Origin of the sequence: Embleya hyalina, from assembly GCF_003967355.1 — a bacterium.
GTDB lineage: Bacteria > Actinomycetota > Actinomycetes > Streptomycetales > Streptomycetaceae > Embleya > Embleya hyalina.
On record NZ_BIFH01000020.1, the window covers coordinates 313,664 to 336,977 of the forward strand.

14 protein-coding genes are annotated in these 23,314 nt (G+C 71.2%); 6 read left to right on the forward strand and 8 right to left on the reverse strand.

Annotated features, from left to right (window positions below):
- The first annotated feature begins 23 nt into the window (after positions 1 to 23).
- A complete protein-coding gene (locus EMA17_RS20410; RefSeq protein WP_126638499.1) occupies positions 24 to 1,229 on the forward strand; it encodes a WD40 repeat domain-containing protein in 1,206 nt (401 codons plus the stop codon).
- Positions 1,230 to 1,295: 66 nt separating this feature from the next.
- On the opposite strand, the gene EMA17_RS20415 is transcribed toward EMA17_RS20410, so the two are convergent.
- A complete protein-coding gene (locus EMA17_RS20415; protein ID WP_174861400.1) occupies positions 1,296 to 1,865 on the reverse strand; it encodes a Uma2 family endonuclease in 570 nt (189 codons plus the stop codon).
- 116 nt (positions 1,866 to 1,981) lie between these two features.
- The gene (locus tag EMA17_RS20420) at positions 1,982 to 2,875 is read right to left on the reverse strand and encodes a phenylalanine 4-monooxygenase (protein WP_126638501.1); all 894 of its coding nucleotides are present in this window, start codon (positions 2,873 to 2,875) and stop codon (positions 1,982 to 1,984) included.
- 295 nt (positions 2,876 to 3,170) lie between these two features.
- Here EMA17_RS20420 and EMA17_RS20425 point away from each other — a divergent pair, with 295 nt between their 5' ends.
- From EMA17_RS20425 to EMA17_RS20440, 4 genes are all read left to right on the forward strand, one after another.
- Positions 3,171 to 5,216, forward strand: a complete 2,046-nt coding sequence (locus EMA17_RS20425) for a dynamin family protein (protein ID WP_160161481.1) — start codon at positions 3,171 to 3,173, stop codon at positions 5,214 to 5,216.
- The gene (locus EMA17_RS20430) at positions 5,213 to 6,322 is read left to right on the forward strand and encodes a C39 family peptidase (RefSeq protein ID WP_126638503.1); all 1,110 of its coding nucleotides are present in this window, start codon (positions 5,213 to 5,215) and stop codon (positions 6,320 to 6,322) included. Before EMA17_RS20425 ends, EMA17_RS20430 begins: the two co-directional genes overlap by 4 nt.
- A gap of 43 nt (positions 6,323 to 6,365) precedes the next feature.
- Positions 6,366 to 9,101, forward strand: a complete 2,736-nt coding sequence (locus EMA17_RS20435; protein ID WP_126638504.1) for a dynamin family protein — start codon at positions 6,366 to 6,368, stop codon at positions 9,099 to 9,101.
- A 70-nt stretch (positions 9,102 to 9,171) separates the two neighbouring features.
- Positions 9,172 to 11,145, forward strand: a complete 1,974-nt coding sequence (locus tag EMA17_RS20440; protein ID WP_160161482.1) for a dynamin family protein — start codon at positions 9,172 to 9,174, stop codon at positions 11,143 to 11,145.
- A 299-nt stretch (positions 11,146 to 11,444) separates the two neighbouring features.
- Here the strand turns inward: EMA17_RS20440 and hemW are convergent, their stop codons facing one another.
- The 3 genes from hemW to lepA all read right to left on the reverse strand — a co-directional run bounded on the left by hemW (position 11,445) and on the right by lepA (position 16,831).
- Complete coding sequence (hemW, locus tag EMA17_RS20445) at positions 11,445 to 12,665, reverse strand: radical SAM family heme chaperone HemW (RefSeq protein WP_126638506.1); 1,221 nt, start codon at positions 12,663 to 12,665, stop codon at positions 11,445 to 11,447.
- Between the two features lie 49 nt (positions 12,666 to 12,714).
- Positions 12,715 to 14,571 carry an AMP-dependent synthetase/ligase gene (locus tag EMA17_RS20450; RefSeq protein ID WP_170222195.1) on the reverse strand — a complete coding sequence of 619 codons (1,857 nt, stop codon included), beginning with the start codon at positions 14,569 to 14,571 and terminating at the stop codon, positions 12,715 to 12,717.
- A 406-nt stretch (positions 14,572 to 14,977) separates the two neighbouring features.
- Positions 14,978 to 16,831, reverse strand: coding sequence for a translation elongation factor 4 (gene lepA, locus EMA17_RS20455; RefSeq protein WP_126638507.1), 1,854 nt, complete (start codon positions 16,829 to 16,831; stop codon positions 14,978 to 14,980).
- A 341-nt stretch (positions 16,832 to 17,172) separates the two neighbouring features.
- Here lepA and rpsT point away from each other — a divergent pair, with 341 nt between their 5' ends.
- Positions 17,173 to 17,439, forward strand: coding sequence for a 30S ribosomal protein S20 (gene rpsT / locus EMA17_RS20460; protein WP_078977364.1), 267 nt, complete (start codon positions 17,173 to 17,175; stop codon positions 17,437 to 17,439).
- A 318-nt stretch (positions 17,440 to 17,757) separates the two neighbouring features.
- Here rpsT and holA read toward each other — a convergent pair whose 3' ends face one another.
- From holA to EMA17_RS20475, 3 genes are read right to left on the reverse strand one after another with little or no spacing between them, the layout of a single operon-like run.
- Entirely contained in the window at positions 17,758 to 18,747 is a 990-nt protein-coding gene (gene holA / locus EMA17_RS20465) for a DNA polymerase III subunit delta (protein ID WP_174861401.1), read from the reverse strand.
- Positions 18,696 to 22,196 carry a ComEC/Rec2 family competence protein gene (locus tag EMA17_RS20470; protein WP_126638509.1) on the reverse strand — a complete coding sequence of 1,167 codons (3,501 nt, stop codon included), beginning with the start codon at positions 22,194 to 22,196 and terminating at the stop codon, positions 18,696 to 18,698. Before EMA17_RS20470 ends, holA begins: the two co-directional genes overlap by 52 nt.
- The gene (locus EMA17_RS20475; protein ID WP_246126780.1) at positions 22,193 to 22,918 is read right to left on the reverse strand and encodes a ComEA family DNA-binding protein; all 726 of its coding nucleotides are present in this window, start codon (positions 22,916 to 22,918) and stop codon (positions 22,193 to 22,195) included. Before EMA17_RS20475 ends, EMA17_RS20470 begins: the two co-directional genes overlap by 4 nt.
- Positions 22,919 to 23,314: the final 396 nt, after the last annotated feature.

Below are 23,314 nucleotides of genomic sequence, written 5' to 3' on the forward strand. Positions count from 1 at the left end.
GGCCCCGGCGCTACCGTACGGCGATGGCGCAGGAAGAGATCACCCTCGTATTGCCGGACTCGGCCGGACCGAAGTATCGGATGTTCGGCGTGTCCGGTGCCGCGTTCGTCCGGTCCGCCCGTTCGGGCGACGGGGCGGCCCGGGAGACGCGCAGGGACTTCGCCGACCCGGCCGCCGCCGTGATCGCGCTGCGCCGGGAGGTGGGCAAGGCGATGCGTGCCGGGTTCGTCCGGCTGGGCGGGGCCGAGGACCCGGTGGTGCTGGAGTTCATGCCGCCGGGCAAGACCTCGTCCCGGGCGCTGGACCTGCATCCGGACGGACGCACCGTACTGATCGCCTACGACGGCGCGATCCGGCTCGTGGACGTGGCGACCGGGGTCCGCCGCACGGTGCACGCGGTGCACGCGGCCGAGCGGCTGACCGGCATCGACACGGCGCTGTTCGACGCGACCGGGTCGGCCGTGGTCTACACCGTCGGCGGCTCGACCCGACGGCTCGACCTGGGCACGCTGCACGAGGAACCGCTGGCCGATTACCGGCAGTTCGAGAACGCCCTGTTCGATCCGCACACCGTGCGGCCCGCCTGGGACGCGGCCCGGGGACGCCTGGTGGTCTTCGACGCCGACGACCGGGTGCGCGTCCTGGACGCGGCCGGCGCGCCGATCTGCGAGGTGTCCACCCGATCGTCGACCACCGAGTGCCGGGGCGCCGCGCTGTCCCCTTCGGGTCGGCTGCTCGCGGTGTGGCGGGTCGGTCGCGGGCTGGTGTACGGGCACCGCGACGCGAGCGCCGATCCGACCAACGAGGTCGAGGTGTGGGACGTGGACGCCGGCCGCCCGGTCGCGCGGGTGCCGCTGGAGTGGGAGATCGGCGACCTCGGCTTCGATCCGAGCGAGACGTTGCTCCTGGTCAACCGGGGCCGGGTGCACGGGCCGTTCGCGATCTCGATCGACACCGGGGAGCCGGCCTGGCACCTGGCCGATCCGCACCACCCGAACGGTTGGGCGACCTGCTACGCGTGGGCCTACTCGCCGGACGGCCGGCGGATCGCGGTGGGCGGTCATCGTACGAGCGCCCTGCGCGTGTACGACGCGGATCCGCGCGAGCGCGGCGCCGTCGCCCTCCCCGGCCACGACGAACAACGCGTCCGCCGCCTGGTCTTCTCCGCCGACGGCACCCTCCTGGCCACCGGCGGCGACTTCGGCCGAGTCTTCGTCCGACGGGTGTGAGGCGGCCACCGGCCCTGCCGAGTGCGGCCACAGTGCGGCACCGGCCACACGAAACACGCGGGTCGCCTATCCGAAGTCCGAGGTGTCCAAGGTCATCTTGAAGGGAGCGGGCAGTTCGATCTCCTTGCCGAACGGTCCGCTGTGGGCCGTCGTGTAATCGTCGCCTTCGGGCTCCGAAAAAAGCGTCGCCTTGCCCTTCTCTCGATCCACGAGCAGGTACAGCGGGATACCGCTGCGGGCGTAGCTGCGGCGTTTGGCCTCTCGATCGATCTCGGCTCGTTGTGACGTGACCTCCACGACCATGGCCACGCCCGCGCACGGCATCCACGACTCCGCGTCGCGGAACAGGCTCAGTTCCCTGGGTGCGAACGTGCCGTCGGGAATGACGTGATTGCCGGAGAGCGCGCCCGCGCTCTCGACCCTCAGGCCCTTGTTCCCGGAGAAGTGCATGGGCGTGTCCGTGCCCACCACGATCTGATCCACCATCTCGGCGATGATGTGCTCGTGGCGCCCCGACGGCGGTGGTGTCACGACGATCTCCCCCTCGATCAGCTCGGCGCGGAAGCCCAGGGGGGTGTCCAACGCCAGGAAGCCGTCCAGGACGACGTCTTCCTGCGTGGGGATCTCGTGTGCCATAGCTGACATTCTGAACCCCTTCCGTAGTCGACGCGAGCATAAGGACGCGTCGTGCGGGCGACCGGAACGTTCGGGTTCCGGTCACCCGCACGGGTGAACGACCACGTGAAGCGGCGCTACGGGGTCTTCGCCGAGGCCGACAGGGCGGCGATGGAGTCGTCGGTGCAGTCCGCCCAGAAGGTGCCGACGACGTCTTCCAGCTGGGTCATCGATTGGGCGGCGTACAGGATGTCCTGGTAGTGCGTGATGTCGTACTGCATCGTGCCCATCGCGACCAGGTCCAGGTCGCGGATGTCGACCGTGCGGAACTCGCGGATCTCGCCGTAGGAGGACAGGATCCCGGCGCCGTAGGCCTTGAGCGCGCCGCCCTCGTGCATGACGCCGAATTCGAGGGTGAACCAGAAGACCTTGGAGACGAACTCCAGCGCCTCGCGGCTCTCCACCCGGCGGGCCGCCTCGCCCGCGACCCGGTACAGCGCCGCGAAGCGGTCCGAGGCGAGCATGTTGGCGTGGCCGATCACCTCGTGCACGACGTCGGGCTCGGGGGTGTACAGCGGCACGCTGTGGTGGCGGATGTACTGCGTGGAGTGGAAGTAGGAGTCGGCCAGCGACCCGTAGAAGTCGCGCAGCGGAACCAGGCCGGCCGCGGGCAGGTAGCGGAAGCCGGTGAGCGGGTGCAGCGCCTCGCTGACCTCCTCCAGCTGGGGGATCCGCTCGGTCGGCAGCTTCAGCCGCGCGGCGCCGTCCAGGTAGTCCGCGACCGCGTACTCCGCGTGCGAGGCGGACAACTCCCTGGAGACCAGGCGCCAGACCTCGTGCTCCTCATCGGTGTACTCGACCTCCGGGATCGGATCGCCGCGCCGGTGGTCCATGGCCAGCCCCGCGATCCGGTTCCGGCGTTCGCGGTACACCTCGTCCGCGAACCCCGGGTGGCTGCGGGACAGCTCGACCTCTACGCCCCCGTCGGCCCTACGGGTGACCGGGGCCAGATATTGGGCCTCCTCGAACATGCCATCTCCTGATCGCATCGGAATCGACTCGCCGGACAAGTCGTGGCACCCACACAACCAGTATGCGCCGTTTTCATGCCTTTCAGACCGATCGGGTCGGGGGCCACGGCAACGGGAATCAGCTGCGAGGGGTCGCCTCGACGCCCTCATCGCATCATCCGGACGGGCGTCACACAAGGGGCACAGGAGCGCAGACGACCGCGCCGAACGCACCGTCCACAGACCGAGACGGGATTCCCGCCCGCGTGACAGGATCGCCCGTACATCGGGGAGGGCACCGTCGAGAGGGGGCGCGGTGGTGGATTCACACGGCATCGCCGGGGATCGGGCGAGGCGACGCGAGGTGGTGGAGGCACTCACCGAGACCTCCGACCATCTCGACTTCGCGCTGGCGATGGTCCGCCGCATCGTGGGCGACCAGGAACGGCTCGGGGAGCTGACCGCCCGCATCCGCGAGATCGAGACCCGGCTCCGGGACGACCGCTACTACCTGGCGGTGATCGGCGAGTTCTCGGCCGGCAAGAGCACCTTCGTCAACGCGCTGCTGGCCGACGACCTGCTGCCCACCTCGGCGCTGCCGACCACCGGCGCCGCGACCAGGATCACCCACGGGGAGGAGTTCTCCGTCGAGGTGCGCTTCACCGGCCACGGGATCCGCTACGTGTACCCCTCCGGGCGGTACACCGGGGCGGACAGCCCGCTCGGCCGGATGCTCGCGCACCTCGCGCCGGACACCCCGATCCCCGAGGACACCGCCGGCATCCTGCGCCTGCTCACCGCCGACGAGGCGATCGCCCCGAGCGTGCAGAGCCTGGAGGTCCGCCACCCCGCGCCGGCGCTGCGCGACGGCCTGGTGATCATCGACACGCCCGGAACCAACGCCCGGGCAGGTCACACGGAGATCACGCGCGCGGTGATGCGCGACGTCGCCGACGTGGCGGCCGTACTGACCGCGTCCACGTCGCCGTCGCCGGTGTCGCTGACCGAATTCCTCACCGACGCGCTCGATCCGGGCCAACTGCGCCGCTGCATCATCCTCGTCACCAAGATGGACCACATCGACGAGGACGAACGGGACGATCTGCTCGCGCACGTGCGGCAGCGGTTCGCCCGGATGCTCGGTGTGCCCGACCCGGTCCTGGAACCGGTCGCCGCCGAGCCGGTGGTGCGACTGGCCACCGGACGGCCGCTGCGCGGCCCCGAACAGGAGCACTGGGCGGCGGAGTTTCCGCGCACCGTCGCCCGGCTGCGCGACCTGATGCGGCGCCAGCGCATCGTCGCGGTCTCCGACCACCTGCTGCGACTGCTCGAGGACCTGCTCGACGAGTTGCGCCGCGAGGTGACCCTGGCCGAACAGCGGCTCGACGCCGAGGAGGCGGAGCTGGCCGAGGCGCGGATCGCCGACATGGCCGCCTTCGTCCGGGCCCAACACGGCGAGACCGCGCGCCTGCTCGGCGCCGGCGCCCAGCGCGCCCAGCAGGCGGTCGGCGGCATGGCCCCGCAGTGGTGGGGCTACACCCGGGACGAGATCGATCGGGCCCTGGAGCGCGCGAACACCCCCGACGAACTGCGCGCGGTGCTCGCCGAACAGGCCCCCGAACTGATCCGGCGCGGCCTGCCCCGGATCGGCGACATCGTGCAACAGGCGGTCACCGGCGCGCTGTCGACCGCGGCCGAGACCGCGCGCGCCGCCGCGGACACCGCGTTCGCCGCCGCCTACGCCCGCCTCGGCGCGGTGGCCCGACCGGCCGGGTCGGACGCGGTCACCGTGCTGACCGGGCATCAGCTCGCGGACGCGGCGATGCGGGCGTACGAGAATTCCGTCACCGGGGTGACCCAGCAGATCCGGGCCGTCCGGCTCGACCCGACCGCGCCCAAAACCCCGGGCGCGCGGATCGGCGGCGCCCTGGACCAGTGGTTCGGCGGCACCCGCAACGGCTCCCAGAGCGCTTCCCCCGGACGGATCGGATTCGGCGGATTCATCGCCAAAGTGGCCGATTCGTTGTCATCCACCGACATGACGGCCCTGCGGAACCACGCGCGCACCGAAATGCATCAGACACTGCGAACCGTCGCGGACGGTTTGTCCGGACAGATCGACGAGGCCGTGCGCACGGCCACCACGCACTACTCGCAGGACGTCTCGCGACACGTGGACCGCTACCGGGCCACCTACGAGGCGACGGTCGCCGAACTGGTGGCCGAACATCAACGCCGTGAGGATATTCTCGCGGCTCGCAGAATCCTGTTGCAGGACGCGGACAGGCAGACGGAACGGCGTCGCGCCACGGTGAACAGCCAACGCGAACGCCTCACGCACCGGGGGGATTTCGGCAGATGAGCGACTACACGCACGACGACGACCTGTTCGCGGTGGTCTCCGACGACACCATCGACACAGTGGACACCGCCGACGGGGGAACGGTCGGGGCGGCACCACTGTGGGAGACCGACGCGGCCGGCGGATTCAACGGCGCCTACCCGAACTCCACCCTTCCGTACACGGATCCCAACTTCGATCCGCTGCACGACCCCAACTACGACCCGTTCCACGCGGACAGCGACGGCGACGGCAAGGTCGACGCGTACGACCCGAAGGCGTTCGACCCGACCGACGGCAACCAGCCCACGCCCAGTCAGCAGTGGCACGACGACCAGGTGAACAACCCGTACCTGGACCCGTACGACCCGTACGCGGATCCCTACGGCGACCCGTACGGCGGCGACCCGTACGGCGATCCGTACGGCGACCCCTACGGCACCGACCCGTACGCCGACCCGGCCTCGTACGACCCGAGCACCTACACCGAGGCGACGCCCGCGTCGTGGGGCGCGGTCTACGACGACCAGGGCAACTGGACCTACCACGCGCCGGACTGGACGCCGGAGCAGTTCCAGGGCACCGGCGACCCGGTCGGCGACGCCAAGTACTGGCACCAGCAGGCCGGCGACACCAGCTGCGCGGTGGTCTCCCAGGGCATGATCCTGGAGAAACTCACCGGCGTGCCGATGGACGAGAACGCGCTGGTGACCGAGGCCCAGCGGGCGGGCATCTACGACCCCGCCAACGGCACCATGACCGGCGACATCGGCAAGCTGCTCGAAATGCACGGCGTGGACACGGACATGGTCCCGGGCGCCGACATGCGGCAGATGCTCGACGCCCTGCAGAAGGGCGACCAGGTGATCGTCGCCCTCGACGCGCAGGAGATCTGGTCGCCGCTGCACGACGCGACCACCGGCGCGCCGCTGGAGCAGGACCCCACGATGGGGCACGCGGTGTGGGTGACCGGCGTCGACACCCGGCCCGACGGGTCGACGTACGTGCTGCTCAACGACCCGGGCGCGCCGTTCGGCAAGGTCGAGCCGATTCCGCTGGCCGACTTCGTCAACGCGTGGCAGGACCGGGACACCACGATGATCGTGGCCCACCCCACGCACGCCTGATCGTTCGACACCACCACACATTCGACGGGAGTAGGGACCACACATGTCGTTCGATCGTGAACACGTGCTGCGCCAGGCCGCGCAGGTACAACCACGCCGGCGTCCCGGCGTCGCGGGTCTGCTCAGCGGGATCCACCGCAGCGACGAACTGCGCGGCTGGATCACCATGGAGTCGGTGGCACTGCCGCCGGTACCGGAGCGGACCGCCGACGGCTGGACGTTGTGGAGCCTGATCGGGGTCGGCAAGGCCACCCCGGGACGGCGGGAGCTGCCGATCCACCCGGTCTGGGGCGCGGTCCGGTGGGCCTGGCCGAGCGAGGACGTGCTGCGGCACGTCAAGCTGAGCGAGCTGCCGGAGGTTGCCGCCTCGGTCGAGGCGACCATCTCGGACCCGTCCGCCTGGACGTTGTCGATGCAGCCGGACGCGCTGGCGGAGCGGGCCCGCTTCTTCCAGTCGCTCGGCCGATTCCTGGCCGACCCGGAGGCGGACGCGCGCGGCGGACCGAAGATCCTCGCCGGGCTCTACGCGCGGGTCATGCCCGTGGGGGCGGTGGCCGCCTATCACCGGCTGGTGCCGTCGACCGCCTCGTGGCTGCGCGCGGGCGCGCCGCGTGAGGCGGCCGCGCGGCGCGACTCGGGCGACTCGCCCACCGGCCGACCCGGCCCGTCGGGGCAGACGGCGGACCGGAGGCAGGCCCCGGCTCCGGGTCCGCGCCCGGCGGGCGACGACGCTTCCGGTACGCCGGGGCCGAACCAGGGGTGGGCGGGGCGCCTTGCGGGTGGGCCCGGCGCGGGTGGCGCGGGTGCGCCGGGTGCGGCTGGGCCCGACGCGGGTTCGGCGCACGCCGGCGGGGCCGAGCACAGCGCGCCGGCGGTGGTGACGCCGGCCGCGCCTCGGCCGCCGGCGCCGCGGCCGGCCGCCGAAGCCCCCGCCGCACCGGTGTCGGCTTCGCCGCCCGCCCCCGCCGCGACGCCTCCCGGCTCGGTGACGAGCCTGGTCCGGCAGGCGCCCTCGGCGACCACGCTCGGCCGGCGGATCAACGACGCGCACACCATCGCCACCGACTTCGGCCTGGACGCGATCGCCGCCGAGCTGGACCGGCTGCGGGCGCGGATGCGCCGACCGGGGCTGCGGATCGCGGTGGTCGGCGAGTTCGGCCGCGGCAAGACGTCGCTGATCAACCGGCTGCTCGGCGCGCCCGTGCTGCCCGAGGGCCGGCACACCCCGGTGCCCCTGGTGGTCGTGGCCGGACCCGAGCCGCGCCTGGAGTTGCAGTTCGCCGACGGGCGCGCCGAGCCGCGTCCGGCGGTGGCCGCGGCCTGGGACGAGGTGTACCGGCTCAGCGAGGACCGCGACCTCGACGCCCCCCGCCTGGTCGGCGTGCGGGTCCTGGTGGCCGAACCCGAACTGGCCCGCCTGGACGTCGAGTTGGTGGACACCCCCGGCGTCAACGCGGGCCGGGGCAAGGGCGAGGACGCGGAGGACCTGGACCGCCGGACCGAGGACCTGGTCCGGCGTACGGTCGCGGCCAGCGACGCGGTGCTGATGGTGGTGTCCGCGAGCGCGCCGCTCGGCCTGTCCGAGACCGCGTTCCTGGAGGAGGAGGTGATCGCCCGGCACGTGCCGCGGATCACCGTGGTGGTGTCCAAGCTGGACACCGTCGACGAGGACGAGCGCGAGGACATCGTCGACTACCTCGGCGGTCGGGTGCGCCGCATCTCGCCGACCCTGCGGGTGCTGGCCGGCCCGCATCGCGAGGACGCCTCGCCCGCGGCCGGCGTGTACGAGCGGATCACCGAATACAGCACCTCCGGCGGCCGACGCAGCATGCGCTCGCGCCAGACGGCGGGCCAACTGCTCGCGCTGCTCGACGAGATGGCCGGCCTCGGTCGGGACGGTCTGGCCGGCGCGGCGCTGGGCGAGGCGGAACGGCGGCGCGCCGTCGAGGAGTCCGAGGTGGAGATCGACCGGATGGCCGGCGAATGGGGCCGGGTCCGGGTCGAGCTCCAGCAGCGCCGCACGCAGACGTCCGAGAAGTTCCGCGAGCACCTGCAACTCTCGCGCGGGGACCTGTTGGACACGCTGCGCTACGAGCTCGAGCGCGCGCCCGACGCCCGCACCTGGTGGGAGCGCGACCTGCCGTTCCGACTGCGCCGCGAACTGACCGCGCTGGCCAAGAAGTTCGAGGCCCAGTTGCACTCCAGTGTGCAGGCCGACGTGCAGTGGCTGGACGCGAAGATGAAGCTGCACTTCGGGCGCGGCAGCGGCTACCGCCTGGAGAAGGTCGAGCAACTGTCCACCGAGTTCGAACTCGGCGAGGCGGAGTCGCTGGGCCTGAAGGACCTCAAGAGCCGCAAGCTGGCCTGGCGGATCGGCCCGACCGGCGTCGCCGTGCTCGGCGCGCTGTTGATCCCGCTCACCGGCGGCGTCTCCGCACTGCCGATGGGCGCGAGCATGGCGGCGTCGGCCGGCGGCATGGTGCTCGGCGAGGTCAAGTCGACCTCGCTGACCGAGGCACAACGCGCGCAGGCGATGAAGGCCCTGGAGCCCGTGGTCGAGGAGGTCCTCGGTGGTTTCTCCGAGGAGGTCTCCAAGCGGCTGCACACGCTGTACGCCGGAGTGATGGACGAGGCGGTGCGCGGCCAGCGGGCCTGGCGCACCGATCGGCAGACCGCGCTGGCCAAGGTCGGCGCCGATGGACCCGCATGGCAGGATCTGGTCTCGCGCAGCGAGCAGCTGGGGGTTCAGCTCAACACCATGCTGGGCGCCAGAGGCTAGTGCCGGACGCCGATGCCGGGACCGGAGCAGGTCCCGACATCGGGCAGCCGTCGAGGAGGGGAGCGGTCAGGTGGACACGGGTCACGGGGCGGCCGATGGGGCCTACGCGGGCTACGGCGCGTGGCGGGCACGGCAGGAGACCCTGGTCGGCCTGATCGATCGGCTCACGCCGATCGTGGCCGGGCTGCGCATCGGCGCGGGCGTCAAGAAGCTGGACTCGCTCAAGCAGCGGGCCGCGTCCGAGGCGTTCAAGGTGATGATCGTCGGCGAGTTCAAGCGCGGCAAGAGCACGGTGATCAACTCGATGCTCGGCGAGAAGGTGCTGCCCTCCTTCGCCCGACCGTGCACCGCGATCATCAACGAGGTGACGTGGGGCGACACCCGCTCGGCGCTGATCTACCCGCTGGAGGCGGACGGCAGCGCCGGTGAACCGCTGACCGTCGGCGTGGACGAGATCGCCGACTACGTCACCATCGGCGCGGACGACGACAACACCCCGAACCCGTACGAGCGGGCGGTGGTGCGCTGGCCGCTCGAACTGTGCCGCAACGGCGTGGTGGTGGTCGACTCCCCCGGCCTGAACGAGGCGCCGGAGCGCGAGAAGGTCACCCTCAACTACCTCGAACAGGCCGACGTGCTGGTGTTCGTGGTGGACTGTCAGGCCGCGATGTCGCGCAGCGAGCAGCTGTTCCTGGACGTGCACGTCAAGGCGCGCGGCCACGAGGACGTCTTCTACGTCGGCAACAAGATCAACCTGGTCGAGGAGGAGGAACGCGAGGACGTGCGGCGGGAGATCCGCAAGCGCCTCTCGCCCTACCTCTCCCGCCCGGACCGGGTCTTCTTCGTCAACGCCCGGGCCGCGCTGACCGGTCGCCAAAAGGGCGACCCGGACCTGCTGGCCGGGTCCGGGATGCCCGAACTCGAACGCGGCCTGGAGGAGTTCCTGACCCGCGAGCGCGGCCGGGCCAAGATCCTGTCCCCCGCCCGGGAGCTCAAGTACCTGCTGATCGAGGCGCGCGAGCAGATCGACCGCAAGGAGGCGCTGCTCACCCAGGACGTGGAGGAGTTGCGCGCCACCTACGAGCGGGTCCAGGGCCCGCTGACCCGCCTGGAGCAGAACCGCCGGGTGATCGTCGCGCAAATGGAGGAACACCTGCGCGAGACCCGGGGCGAGGTCGAGGGCGCGACCCGGCGGTTCATGGACCGGGTCGCCGCGAACATCCCGAACTGGGCGCAGGAATACGACCCGAGCAACACCATCGGCGCCAACCCGTTCAACGCCCGGGAGAAGATGGAGGCGGCGGTCAAGGAGATCACCGACCACCTCTCCGGGCGGGTCCAGGTCGAGTTCGCGCAGTGGCAGGAGAACGAGCTCAAGCCGCTCGTCGCGCGCCGTGTCGAGGACATGGAGCGGATGATCGACGACGACGTGAAGCAGTTCGTCACGCGCATCGACGAGATCCGCGCCTCGCTCACCGCCGGGCCGGTCGGCACGGAGGAGGACGGCAAACCCTCGACGCCGATCGAGCGGCTGCTCGCGGACGCGGTCAGCTTCGTGCTCGACCCGGCGACGGCGGTCTCCGGCGGCAAGTTCAACCTGCGCTCGATGCTCACCGCGCTGCTCCCGCAGATCGCGGTCGGCACGGCGGCGTTCCTGGTCGGCCTCGGACCGTTCGTGATCCTGGGCGCGGTACTCGGCTCGACCGTGTTCAAGGGCGCGCTGCAACTGAACAAGGCCAACCGCCGGCTCAAGGAGCAGGTGGCCGAACAGGTCCAGCTGGAACTGCGCAAGCAGGCCGACACCGACGTCACCAACCTGGGCGAAGAGGTCGTCAAACAACTCCGCAAGATGCGCGACGCGATCGCCCAGGGCCTGGACGCGGAAATCAAGTCCATCCGCGACGAGGTAGGCGCGGCCCTGCGCACGAAGGAACAGGGCGAATCCGACGCAAAGCGCGAAAGCACCGAAATGCGCCGCTACGCCCAGGAACTGAACCGAGTCGACGAGTCCTTGGCCGACTTGATCATGGACGTAGCCATGTAACCCCCGCCCACACCCACCGAGCACCGGCCAGGCAAACCCAAGCCCGGCCGGCGCTCGGGGCCAATCAGCCCGGCCGGCACTTGAGGCGAAGTAGCCCGGCCGGCGCTTGAGGCCAAGCAGCCCGGCTGGCGCTTGAGGCGAAACAGCCCGGCCGGCGCTTGAGGCCAAGCAGCCCCGCCGGCGCATGAAACGAAACAGCCCGGCCGGCGCATGAGGCCACCCAGCCCCGCCGGCGCATGAGGCGAAACAGCCCGGCCGGCGCATGAGGCGAAACAGCCCGGCCGGCGCATGAGGCCCGGCTAGTCGACCAGATCCCGCACGACCGCGTCGGCCAACAACCGCCCCCGCAAGGTCAACACGACCCGATCCCCCGCATCGCGAACAAGCAGCCCATCCGCCACCGCCCGATCCGCCGCCCCCCGCCCCACCTCCGTGAGGAGCGAGCGCGAAACCCCCTCCACCAGCCGCAACTCGAGCAGGATCCGCTCGACCCGCCGATCCTCGGCGGTAAGCAACTCACGCCCCTGCCCAGGAGACGCCCCCGCCGCCAAACGCTTCGCGTACGCTGCGGGATGCCGCACGTTCCACCACCGCACACCCCCCACGTGGCTGTGCGCCCCCGGCCCCGCTCCCCACCAGTCGGCCCCGGTCCAGTACAACTCGTTGTGCCGGCACCGCGCCGCCGCGTCGGTCGCCCAGTTGGACACCTCGTACCACCCGAGCCCGGCCGCCCCGAACGCCTCGTCCGCCATCAGGTAGCGGTCGGCGAGCACGTCGTCGTCCGGCATCGGCAGTTCGCCCCGCCGCACCCGCCCGGCCAGGCGCGTACCGTCCTCGACGATCAGCGCGTACGCCGAGACGTGGTCCGGCCCCGCACCGAGCACCGCGTCCAGCGAGGCCCGCCAGTCGTCGTCCGACTCCCCCGGCGTGCCGTAGATCAGGTCCAGGTTGACGTGCTCGAACCCGGCCGCACGCGCCTCGGCCACACACCGCTCGGGCCGCCCCGGGGTGTGCCGCCGGTCCAGGACCCGCAACACGTGCTCACGCGCACTCTGCATGCCGAACGACAGCCGGTTGAACCCGCCGGCACGCAGTGTGTCCAGGTAGGCCGGATCCACCGACTCGGGATTGGCCTCGGTGGTCACCTCGGCCCCGGCCGCGAGCCCGAACTCGTCCCGGATGGCCCCCAGGATCCGGGCCAGGTCGGCGGCCGGCAGCAGCGTGGGCGTACCGCCGCCGAAGAACACCGTCTCCACCGGCCGGTCCACGTCCCCCAGCAACCGCCGGGCCAGCCGGATCTCGGCGATCGCGTCGTCGGCGTAGGACCCCTGCGAGGCCGATCCGCCGAGCTCGGTCGCGGTGTAGGTGTTGAAGTCGCAGTAGCCGCAGCGCGACGCGCAGTAGGGCACGTGCACGTAGAAGCCGAACGGACGGCTCGCGCCGGCGAACTCGGCGAGCGCGGACGCGGGCAGCGAGCCGTCTTCGGGCACGGGCAGACCGTCGGGGGGTGCGGAGGGCATCCCCCCATTGTCCACGAGCACGCGACCGACCCGCCGACGGCGACCGGCTTCAGGTGACCAGCGTGCCCTTGTACATGTCGTCCAGGACCGCCGCGTACTCGTCCTCCACCACGCGCCGCTTGACCTTCAGGCTCGGCGTCAGCTCACCGCGTTCGACGCTCAGGTCGCGCGGCAGGATGGCGAACTTCTTCACCGTCTGCCAGCGCTGCAGGTCGGCGTTGAGCCGGTCGAGATAGTCCGCGACGAGCGCCCGGACCTCCTCGGCGCCGACCAGTTCCTCGTACGAGCGGCCCCGCAGCGCCGGCTGCTCCGCGGCCCAGCCCCGAAGCGCGTCCGGGTCCAACGTGATCAGCGCGGAGCAGAAGTTGCGGCCCTCCCCGTGCACCAGGATGTTGCTCACGAACGGGCACAAGCCCTTGAACCGGCCCTCGATCTCGCTGGGCGCGACGTACTTGCCGCCCGAGGTCTTGATCAGGTCCTTCTTGCGGTCGGTGATCCGCAGATAGCCGTCCTCGATCACGGCGATGTCGCCGGTGCGCAGCCAGCCGTCCTCGGTGAGCACGTCGGCGGTCGCCTCGGGATTGTTGTGATAGCCCTGCATCACCGCCGGGCTGCGCACCAGCAGTTCGCCGTCCTCGGCGATGCGCATCTCCGAGCCGGGCAGCGCCGGGCCGACCGTACCGATCCGGTGCCGGTCGAAGCGGTTGACCGAACTGCCCGCGCTGGCCTCGGTGAGACCGTAGCCCTCCAGGATCGGTATGCCGATCGCGTCGAAGAACTCGGCGACGTCGGGCGAGAGCGCCGCACTGCCTGAGATACAGCCCTTGAGCCGACCGCCGAACAACGCGCGCAGCTTGTCGAAGACGAGCCGGTCGGCCACCCGATACTTCACGTCGAGCACCGCGGACGGGGTCCGGCCGGCCTGCCTGACCTGCGACATCTCCCGGCCGACGCCGATCGCCCAGCGAAAGATCCGATACTTCGCGCCACCCTCGGCGCGCACCCGCATGTGCACGGAGTTGTACACCTTCTCGAACACGCGCGGCGCGGCGGCCATGAACGTCGGCCGCACGATCGGGAGGTTGGTGATCAGCTTGGGAATCCGGCCGTCGATCGCGGTCGGATAGCCGATCCGGACCTGTCCGCAGACCATCACCTTGCCGTAGCAGTGCGCGAGCGGCAGCCACAGGTACTGGAGTTCGTCGGCGTCGTTGTCCCCGATCGCGGCCTGCGCCGCGGCCTGATAGGCCCAGGTGTCGTGCGCGAGCCGGACACCCTTGGGCCGACCGGTGGTGCCGGAGGTGTAGATGAGGGTCGCGAGCCGGTCCCGGGTGATCGCGGCGACCCGGGTCTCCACCAGGTCGGGCTCCTCGACCAGCCGGGCGCGGCCGAGGTCCTCCAGTTCGGCGAGGGTGATCACCCAGTCGTCGGCGGGCTCGGCCTTCGGCGGGTCGAAGACGATCACCTTGCGTATCGCGGCCAGGTCGGCCCGCGCCCCGCGCAGCTTGGCGAGTTGGGCGTCGTCGGCCACGAACGCCATCACGCTGCCGGAGTCGGTCAGGATGAAGGCGGCCTCGTCGGCGTTGGTGGTCGGGTACACGGTGGTCGTGGCGGCGCCGGCGCAGAGCACGCCGAAGTCGGCGAGCACCCATTCCAGCCGGGTCTCGGCCACGATCGCGACCCGGTCCTCCGCCTCGACCCCGAGCGCCACCAGACCGGCGGCGATCGCCTTGGCCCGCTCGCCCGCCTGCCCCCAGGTGACCGAGCGCCATTCCTCGCGGTCACCGTCGCCCACCGCGACCGGGTGGCGGTACGCCTCGTTCTCGGGCGTGGCCCGAATCCGTTCCAGGAAGTCCACCGCGATGGACGGCGAACGGTTCTCGATGGCGGCGGACTCTGAACTCACTTCGGCCTCCGTGTCCAGGCTGGATTTCCGGGGTGTGGTGGTGGTGCCGAGCGGTGTCGCGATCACATACCCGTATCGGTACCGGTATGCGCGTGAGCCGGAGCGGACATCGGAACCGACCAACCGGTCTGCGGAAGACGCCGATGGGTAGGTCCGATGGTGGAGCGTGGCTGGTGTTCGGTGCGCGATTCGGCCGACAGGTTCGGTATGGCACGAGCAGAACGCGAAGCGGGTGCATCGATTCCGTCCGATGCACCCGCAACGTACGCTGCTCGAGGGCTACGCGGTAGTAGCTTTTTCGGATCAGTTGCTGAATCGAGTAATCGATTCTCCTCCCGGGCGGCCGAAGCCACCCGAATGTCCTATTTCAGCCCCACCGCGGCTCTCACCACGGCCCTGCCTCGACCTACTTCCGCCCACCGCTGTCGTCGGTGGACAGCGCCGCGATGAAGGCCTCCTGCGGCACCTCCACACGGCCGACCATCTTCATCCGCTTCTTGCCTTCCTTCTGCTTCTCGAGCAGCTTGCGCTTGCGGCTGATGTCACCGCCGTAGCACTTGGCGAGCACGTCCTTGCGGATCGCGCGGATGTTCTCGCGGGCGATCACCCGCGCCCCGACGGCGGCCTGGATCGGCACCTCGAACTGCTGACGCGGAATCAACTCGCGCAGCTTCTTGGTCATCTCGACGCCGTAGTTGTACGCCTTGTCCTTGTGCACGATCGCGCTGAACGCGTCGACGGCCTCACCCTGGAGCAGGATGTCGACCTTGACCAGCGCGGACTGCTGCTCGCCCGTGGTCTCGTAGTCGAGCGACGCGTAGCCGCGTGTCTTGGACTTGAGCGCGTCGAAGAAGTCGAACACGATCTCCGCGAGCGGCAGCGTGTAGCGCAGCTCGACCCGGTCCTCGGAGAGGTAGTCCATCCCGATCTGGACACCGCGCCGGGTCTGGCACAGCTCCATGATCGTGCCGATGTACTCGCTCGGGGCCAGGATGGTGGCCCGCACCACCGGCTCGTGCACCTCGGCGATCTTGCCGCCGGGGAACTCGCTCGGGTTGGTCACGGTGTGCTCGGTGCCGTCCTCCATGACGACCCGGTACACCACGCTCGGCGCGGTCGAGATGAGTTCCAGGTTGAACTCGCGCTCCAGCCGCTCCCGGACGATCTCCAGGTGCAGCAGCCCCAGGAAGCCGCAGCGGAACCCGAAGCCGAGCGCGACCGAGGTCTCCGGCTCGTACACCAGCGCGGCGTCGTTGAGCTGGAGCTTGTCCAGCGCGTCGCGCAGCTCGGGGTAGTCGGAGCCGTCCAGCGGATACAGGCCGGAGAACACCATCGGCTTCGGATCCTTGTACCCGCCGAGGGCCTCGGTGGCGCCGTTGTGCAAGGAGGTGATGGTGTCACCGACGCGGGACTGCCGAACGTCCTTCACGCCGGTGATGATGTAGCCGACCTCGCCGACGCTCAGGCCGTCGGACGGCTTGGGCTCGGGCGAGATGACGCCGATCTCCAGGAGCTCGTGGGTCACCCCCGTCGACATCATCTGGATGCGCTCGCGCTTCTTCAGGTCGCCGTCGACCACACGGACGTAGGTGACCACGCCGCGGTACGAGTCGTAGACCGAGTCGAAGATCATCGCGCGGGCGGGCGCGTCCTTGACCCCGATCGGCGGCGGCACCAGGCGTACGCACTCGTCCAGCAGCTCGGGCACACCCACGCCGGTCTTGCCGGAGACCTTGAGCACGTCCTCCGGGTCGCAGCCGATGATGTGCGCGAGCTCCGCCGCGTACTTCTCGGGCTGGGCGGCCGGAAGGTCGATCTTGTTCAGTACCGGGATGATCTGGAGGTCGTTCTCCAGGGCCAGGTAGAGGTTGGCGAGCGTCTGCGCCTCGATCCCCTGGGCCGCGTCCACCAGCAGGATCGCGCCCTCACAGGCCGCGAGCGAGCGGGACACCTCGTACGTGAAGTCCACGTGGCCGGGGGTGTCGATCATGTTGAGGATGTGGATCTGCCCGTCGGGGGCCGTCCACGGCAGCCGCACCGCCTGCGACTTGATGGTGATTCCGCGCTCACGCTCGATGTCCATGCGGTCGAGGTATTGCGCGCGCATCTGCCGCGCATCGACCACGCCGGTGATCTGAAGCATCCGGTCGGCAAGTGTCGACTTGCCGTGGTCGATGTGGGCGATGATGCAGAAGTTCCGGATCAGCGCCGGGTCGGTACGACTGGGCTCCGGCACGTTCACTGGCGGGGTCGCGGGCACGCGGGCTTCCAGATTCTCGATCGGGTGGACTGGCAAGGGTCAGGCTCGGATGCTGCGAGTGCCCTGTGCGGGCCGCGGTGATCGTCGTCGGATCACGCGCCGGAGCACAGGTGTCCTCCATATCGTCCCATGCGGCATGGGTACGCCGCGTTGGCGGCGGGTGTCGGGGGCGTTCGGCGGGGCGGGACGGGGTCGGAATGTGGGCCGTGTCCCAGCCGGCCGCCGGCTGCTGGTAATCTGATGGATCGCGTGTGGCGTACGTGTCTCTGCCACGCAAGTCAACGTCCGAACGGGCCCTCTCCCTGGATCGGATCCCGACCTAGTACTCAGAAGGCTCTTTCGTGGCGAACATCAAGTCCCAGATCAAGCGCAACAAGACGAACGAGATTGCGCGCCAGCGCAACAAGGCCGTCAAGTCGGAGCTGAAGACCTTCGTGCGCAAGGCGCGCGAGGCCGCCGAGGCCGGCAACGTCGAGCAGGCCGAGGCGCTGACCCGCCTCGCGGCCCGCAAGCTCGACAAGGCCGTCAGCAAGGGTGTCATCCACAAGAACCAGGCCGCCAACAAGAAGTCGGCCCTGGCGAAGCGTGTCGCGACGGCCAAGGCCTGACTCGCAACACCCATCACCTGGGCGTGACACCCGAGCGCATGGCGCTCAGCACACCTTCGAGAGCGCCGCTCCCCACCCCGGGGGGCGGCGCTTTCGCAGTGTCCGGGAGGTAGGCGGCGGCGCCGGACAAGTCAGGGCGGGCGGGCGGGCCGGGTTCCGGGCCCGCCCGCCGGTCGGCCGGACGCTCGTGTCGTCCGAGACCCCCGACTGCGCCGGGTCCACCGAGTGCGGGAAATGCGCCAAATGCGCAGCAAAGCCCAGTGCGCGGCGAACAAGCGATCCGGCCGGCAGTGGGACCCGGGACGGTGATCGCGAGGATCAGGCGTTGCGGGCGGTGGAGATCGTCACCACGGCCTTTTCCAGTGCATACGCGGGATCCATGCCGCCACCCTTGACCGCCGCGTCGGCATCGGCGACGGCGGTGAGGGCTCGCACGATGCCGTCCGGAGTCCAGCCGCGCAATTGCTGCCGAACCCGGTCGACCTTCCACGGCGGCATGCCGAGATCACGCGCCAGGTCGTTCGGCCGGGCGTTCCGGGGGGCGGCGCCGACCCGGGCGATCTGCCGCACGCTCTGCGCGAGCGCGCTCGTGACCATGACGGGCGCGACACCCACGGACAACGCCCAGCGCAACTGCTCCAGCGCCTCGGCGGTACGTCCCTCGACGGTCTTGTCGGCGACGGTGAAGCTGGACGCCTCGGCAACGCCGCTGTAGTAGCGCGAGACCACTTCCTCGTCGACCACGCCATCGACGTCCGCCATCAGCTGGCTGCAAGCGGAGGCCAACTCCCGCAGGTCGTTGCCGATGGCCTCGACCAACGTGCGACAGGCGTCCTCGGTGAGCGAGCGCCCGGCGACCCGAAACTCCGCCCGCGCGAACGCGATGCGATCCCCGACCTTGGTCACCTTGGGACACGCGACCTCGCGCACACCCACCTTGCGCACCGCGTCCAGCAGCTTTTTGCCCTTGGGCCCGCCCAGATGCGCGAGCACCAACACGATCTCCTCGGCCGGATCGGCGATCAACCGCGTGACCTCGCCGACCAGATCCGTCCCCAGGTCCTGCGCGGACCGGATCACGATGACCTTGCGCTCACCGAACAACGAGGGACTGGCCAACTCGGACAACATCCCGGCCTGCAACGCCCCCGGCGCCATGTCCCGAACATCCGCCTCGGGATCCTGCGCCCGCACGGCGCGCACCACATCGCCGATCGCCCGATCCACGAGCAACTCCTCGGCCCCGACGACAAGCGTCACCGGCGCGAGCGGATCATCCTGCATTCGTCTGGCCACCCGACCAAGCATCCCACGCCCAACAGACACCCCACCCCACCCACACAAGCGCCCGGAGCACCGAAGTCGACGTCGATCGACCGGCGGTATTCACGAACCCGGATGGCGCGGGGTCCGTAGCGCGATGAGGACGTAAAACCGCAGGTCGGCACGGGCAAGGAGCCAGGAGGCTCGTCTCGGAATCCGGTTCCGCCTTCCACTGGGCACTTTCGGGCCCGGCACAGGCTCTCCAGGTCCGAAATGCCGGAAGCCGGCGCTCGACACCGCAGTTGGGTCACACCACGCGCAGACGTCGGGCCCGGCCTCGCAGACATCCGGCCCCGGCCTCGGAAGCCGCCGCCACCGACACCACCCCGTCCCACCACGACCCGGCTCGGGCCGATCCGGGCAACGGTGGAGCGCAGCGGAGCCGAGCTCTCTCCGCCACCGGCGAAGCGCAGCGGAGCCGGACCCGCCAGGCGCCGCGCAGCGGCAACGCCCCGCCCCCTTCCGCCCCCGACGGAGCGAAGCGCAGGAGAAACCACTCCGCCACCAGCCCGACGCGGCACCCGCGCTCCACCACCCCTCACCCGTGCCTTCCAGCAGCCAACACCCCATCCCCGCCGAGAAGTCCGTCCCCGCTGGGACCTCCACCCCCGCTGGGACCTACACCCCCGCCGGGAAGTCCACCCCCGTTGGGAACCGCACCCCCGCCGGGAACTCCGTCCCTCGCGCCACCGCAGGATCCGCAACCCCCGATGCCCGCTGCGGGCGACCACAACAGCGGGCCGACCGCCATCCACCGGAGGTTGGTGGGCATGAGTGGTGGCCGGTCCTCGGGCCACCGCCCTGAGGTGCGCCGGGGAGCCGGTTACCGCAATGGGCCCGTCGGTGTCGGTGCGCAGCAGGCGGGCGCCGGATGCGGCGACCAGGGCGCGGGCGGACGGCGACGGGTGGCCGTAGGGGTTGTCCTTGCCCACCGAAACCAGGGCCAGCCTGGGGCGCAAACCGAGAACGAAGGCGGGATCCTGTCGCGCCGAGCCGTGATGCGCAACCTTCAGGACGTCGACCCGAACGCCGGCCAGCCGCCCCCGCAAAGCCTCCTGCGCCTCGACCTCGGCGTCCCCGGTGAGCAACATCCGAACCCCGTGCCGTTCCGCGAGCACCACCAGACTCGCATTATTGGCCACCGACCCACCCACGGCCCGCCCCGACCGGACCTCCCCCACCAACCCACCACCACCCGCCACCACGGCCCCACTCCCTCCCACCTCGATCGGACCGGGCCGCGCGGCAGGAAGGCAATGACCGTTCGAGGTCCGGTCGAACATCACTCTCGGACCATCAAATCTTTCGGAGTCCGACGGAGCGAGGGTTTGCCACGTCAGGGAGCCCAATGTGCGATGTTCGACGGTGTTGCCGGGAGTGGTCAAAGCAACACCGGCTCCGGCGGCCCAACGGCGGACTCGCGTCACTTCGCCCGGAGGGTCGAGAACCGGGGTCCCCTGAACAAGGCCCACTCCTCGACCGCGCAGTGCTCCGGGAAGCCCCTCGACGTGGTCCGCGTGGTAGTGACTCAGCAGGATCAGCGGCAGCCGGCGGATGCCGAGGTCGCGTAGGCAGCCGTCGACCGCGTCCGGATCGGGGCCGGCATCGATCAGGACGCCCGCGCCGGCGCCCGCGTTCAGGACGATGGCGTCGCCCTGACCGACGTCGCACATCACCAGGTGCCAGCCCGGAGGCGGCCAGCCGGTCAGCGGGCGCACCAGCATCGGCGGGCGCAGCAGGAGGACCACCGCGAGGGTCGCGAGCAGGGCCGTCGTCATCGCCCGTCCCCGGCCGGACCGCTCGGACCGCGGCGTGCGGCGAAGCAGTCGCAGGGTCGGGACGGCCGCGATCGTGATCACCGCCAGCGCCACGCCGCCGAAGAGGCCGGTCGGCCAGGTGACGGCGGCGCCGGGCAGGTCGGCGCCGGTGCGGGCCACGGCCGCGATCCAGGCGATCGGCCACGAGCCGAGCCAGGCGGTGAGGCGGGCGAGCGGGAGGCAGATCGGGGCGAGGAGCAGGGTGACGAAGCCGAGGATCGTGGCCGGTGCGACCGCGAACTCGGCGAGCAGGTTGCACGGGACGGCCATCAGGCTGACCCGGCCGGCGAAGGTCACCACGAGCGGTCCGCATACGGCCTGCGCGGCGAGCGGTACGGCGACCAGGACCGCGGCCCACGTCGGCCAACCCCGGGCCCGGAGCCGGCTCGTCCAATGCGGGGCGAGCAGGAGCAGCGCGCCGGTGGCCAGCGCGGACAGCGCGAAACCGTAGGAACGGGCCAGGGTCGGATCGAGCAGGACCAGGCCGAGTACGGCAACCGCCAGCGCCGGGAGCCCTCGCCGGGGCCGACCGGTGTACAGCGCGACCACGGTGACCAGGCCCATCGCGGCGGCCCGCAGCACACTGGGCTCGGGACGAGCGACGACCACGAAGCACGCGACGGCGACGGCGCCGGCGATCGGCAGCGTACGTCCGTGGACTCCCGCACGGCGGAGCACGAACAGTACAAAACCCAACAGAATCGTGATGTTGGTTCCGCTGACCGCGGTCAAATGGGTGAGTTCGGTGGTGCGAAAGTCGGCTTCGAGGTCGGCCGGAAGCCGACTCGTATCGCCGACGACCAGGCCCGGAAGCAACCCCCGGGCAGCGGGCGGCAGTTCCGCACAGGCGGCCCGCAGGCGCGCGCGGAGCAGACCCGCGAAGCGCTGGTGGGCCGCAGGGGCGCCGATCCGATGCGGAGCGGCCCGGATCAGGAGCAGGGCCTGGCCGCTCCGTCCCGGAACCAGGCGGCCCTGGACCCGAATCGGGGTGCTCGGCAGCAGCCCGAGCCAGGCGCCCGCGTCGGGCCCGTCGGCCAGCACCGTGACGGGGGTCCGCACCCGCGCCCCGGTCATCCGTGGGGTCCCCGACGCGCCGGGGCCGCCGGAGCCGCCGCGTGGGTCGCCCGGTGGGCCGCCGGATGTGTCGATGCGGTCGATGCGGGCTTCGAACACCGTGGGTGGCGAGCCGAGTTCGCTGCCTCGGACGCGGGTGACGCGACGCTCCGGGTCGGTGCGCACCGTCAGTTCGACGGTGGCCTCGGCACGCTGCCGGGCCGCGGCCGCCACCGGGCCGTCGTGGTCGGCGGCGGTGCGAAGGCCGGCGACCAGTCCGCCGGCCGCGACGCACACGAGCACGACGGCGAGCATGGCCCGGCGCCGAATCGTGGGCCGACACGCGAGTACGGCCGCACACGCGCCGGCACAGACGCTCACCGCGACGGTGGCCCGAAGCGGGATCAGCGGCGCGCCCCACGCCGCGGCCCAGGCGGCGGCCGCGCCGGGAACGAGGCGGGCGTCGGCCCGGGCACGGCTTCTCCGGCGCGGGGGTGCCGGACGAGGGGCGGCCGGGGGCGGGGCTCCCGGGCCTCGGCGGCCCGGGACATCGGGTGCGGTCATACCCGAACCCTCGGTTTCAGGTCGCTGTACTTGCGATCACCGATGCCCCTGACCTGGCGCAGTTGATCGACGGTGACGAAGCGACCCAACTGGGTGCGTTTTTCGATGATCTGGCGGGCCAGGACCGGGCCGACGCCGGGCAGTTGCTCGAGTTGTGCGGCGGTCGCCGTGTTGAGGTCGACAACGGCTGCCGAGGCACCTGCCGATGCGGCGGAGCCGGCTCCGGACGGGCTGCCGGCGGCGGGCGGAGGCGGGGCACCGGGGACACCCACCGGGATCTGCTCGCCGTCGGCCAGGGGCCGAGCCAGGTTCAACGTGGCCAGGTCCGCCGCCGGCAGCGCACCCCCGGCGGCCTGCACCGCGTCCGCCACCCTCGACCCGGGCGGCAGGACGACCACCCCGGGTCGGGCCACCTTCCCCGCCACGTGCACGGTGAGCGGCCCGCCGGAGGACGTCGGCGCACCGCCGGCGACCCCCGACGCGGGCCCGGCCTGCACCGGAGCCCCCACCCCGGTACCACCCGTCGCCTGCCCCACCGCCACGGGCGCGGCCACACTCTGCGGACGCGCCCGCCACCACCCGCCCACGGCCAGCGCAACCGCCACCAACGCAAGCACGGCGACCGCGACCACCACCCGCCGATCCACACCCACCCGAAGCCGAGGCGGCACCCGATCCGCCACCGCCTCGACCAACCGCCGACCCGAATCCGCCCCCCGCACGGAAAGCACCTCAGGCGCCCCCAGCAACGCCGCAACCCGCTCCGCCCCCGACCTCGGCGACCCCGAGGGAGAAGATGCAGAAGAACCAGCCGAAATCCCGGACATGCCCCGAAACTAGGCCGCACCCCTTCCCCGACCGGCCCGTCTCCCGACCCCTGTGCACAACAGCCAACCTGTGGAAACCGGATCCCCCCACGTGAGTACGGAGGCGGGTTTCGGCGCTCCGACAGGCCAGGGGCCTTCCGAGCAGGTCCGGACGCTTCCGGCGCGAGCGCCGCGCTTATGGCTGCGGACGGCCAACGCGGGGCCGGTCGGGATCGTGGCGTGGGCCGCCGCCGGCGGCGCGTGGGGCTTCGAGACTTGGGGCCTCCGGCGAGGCGGGTGTGTTGGTCGGCG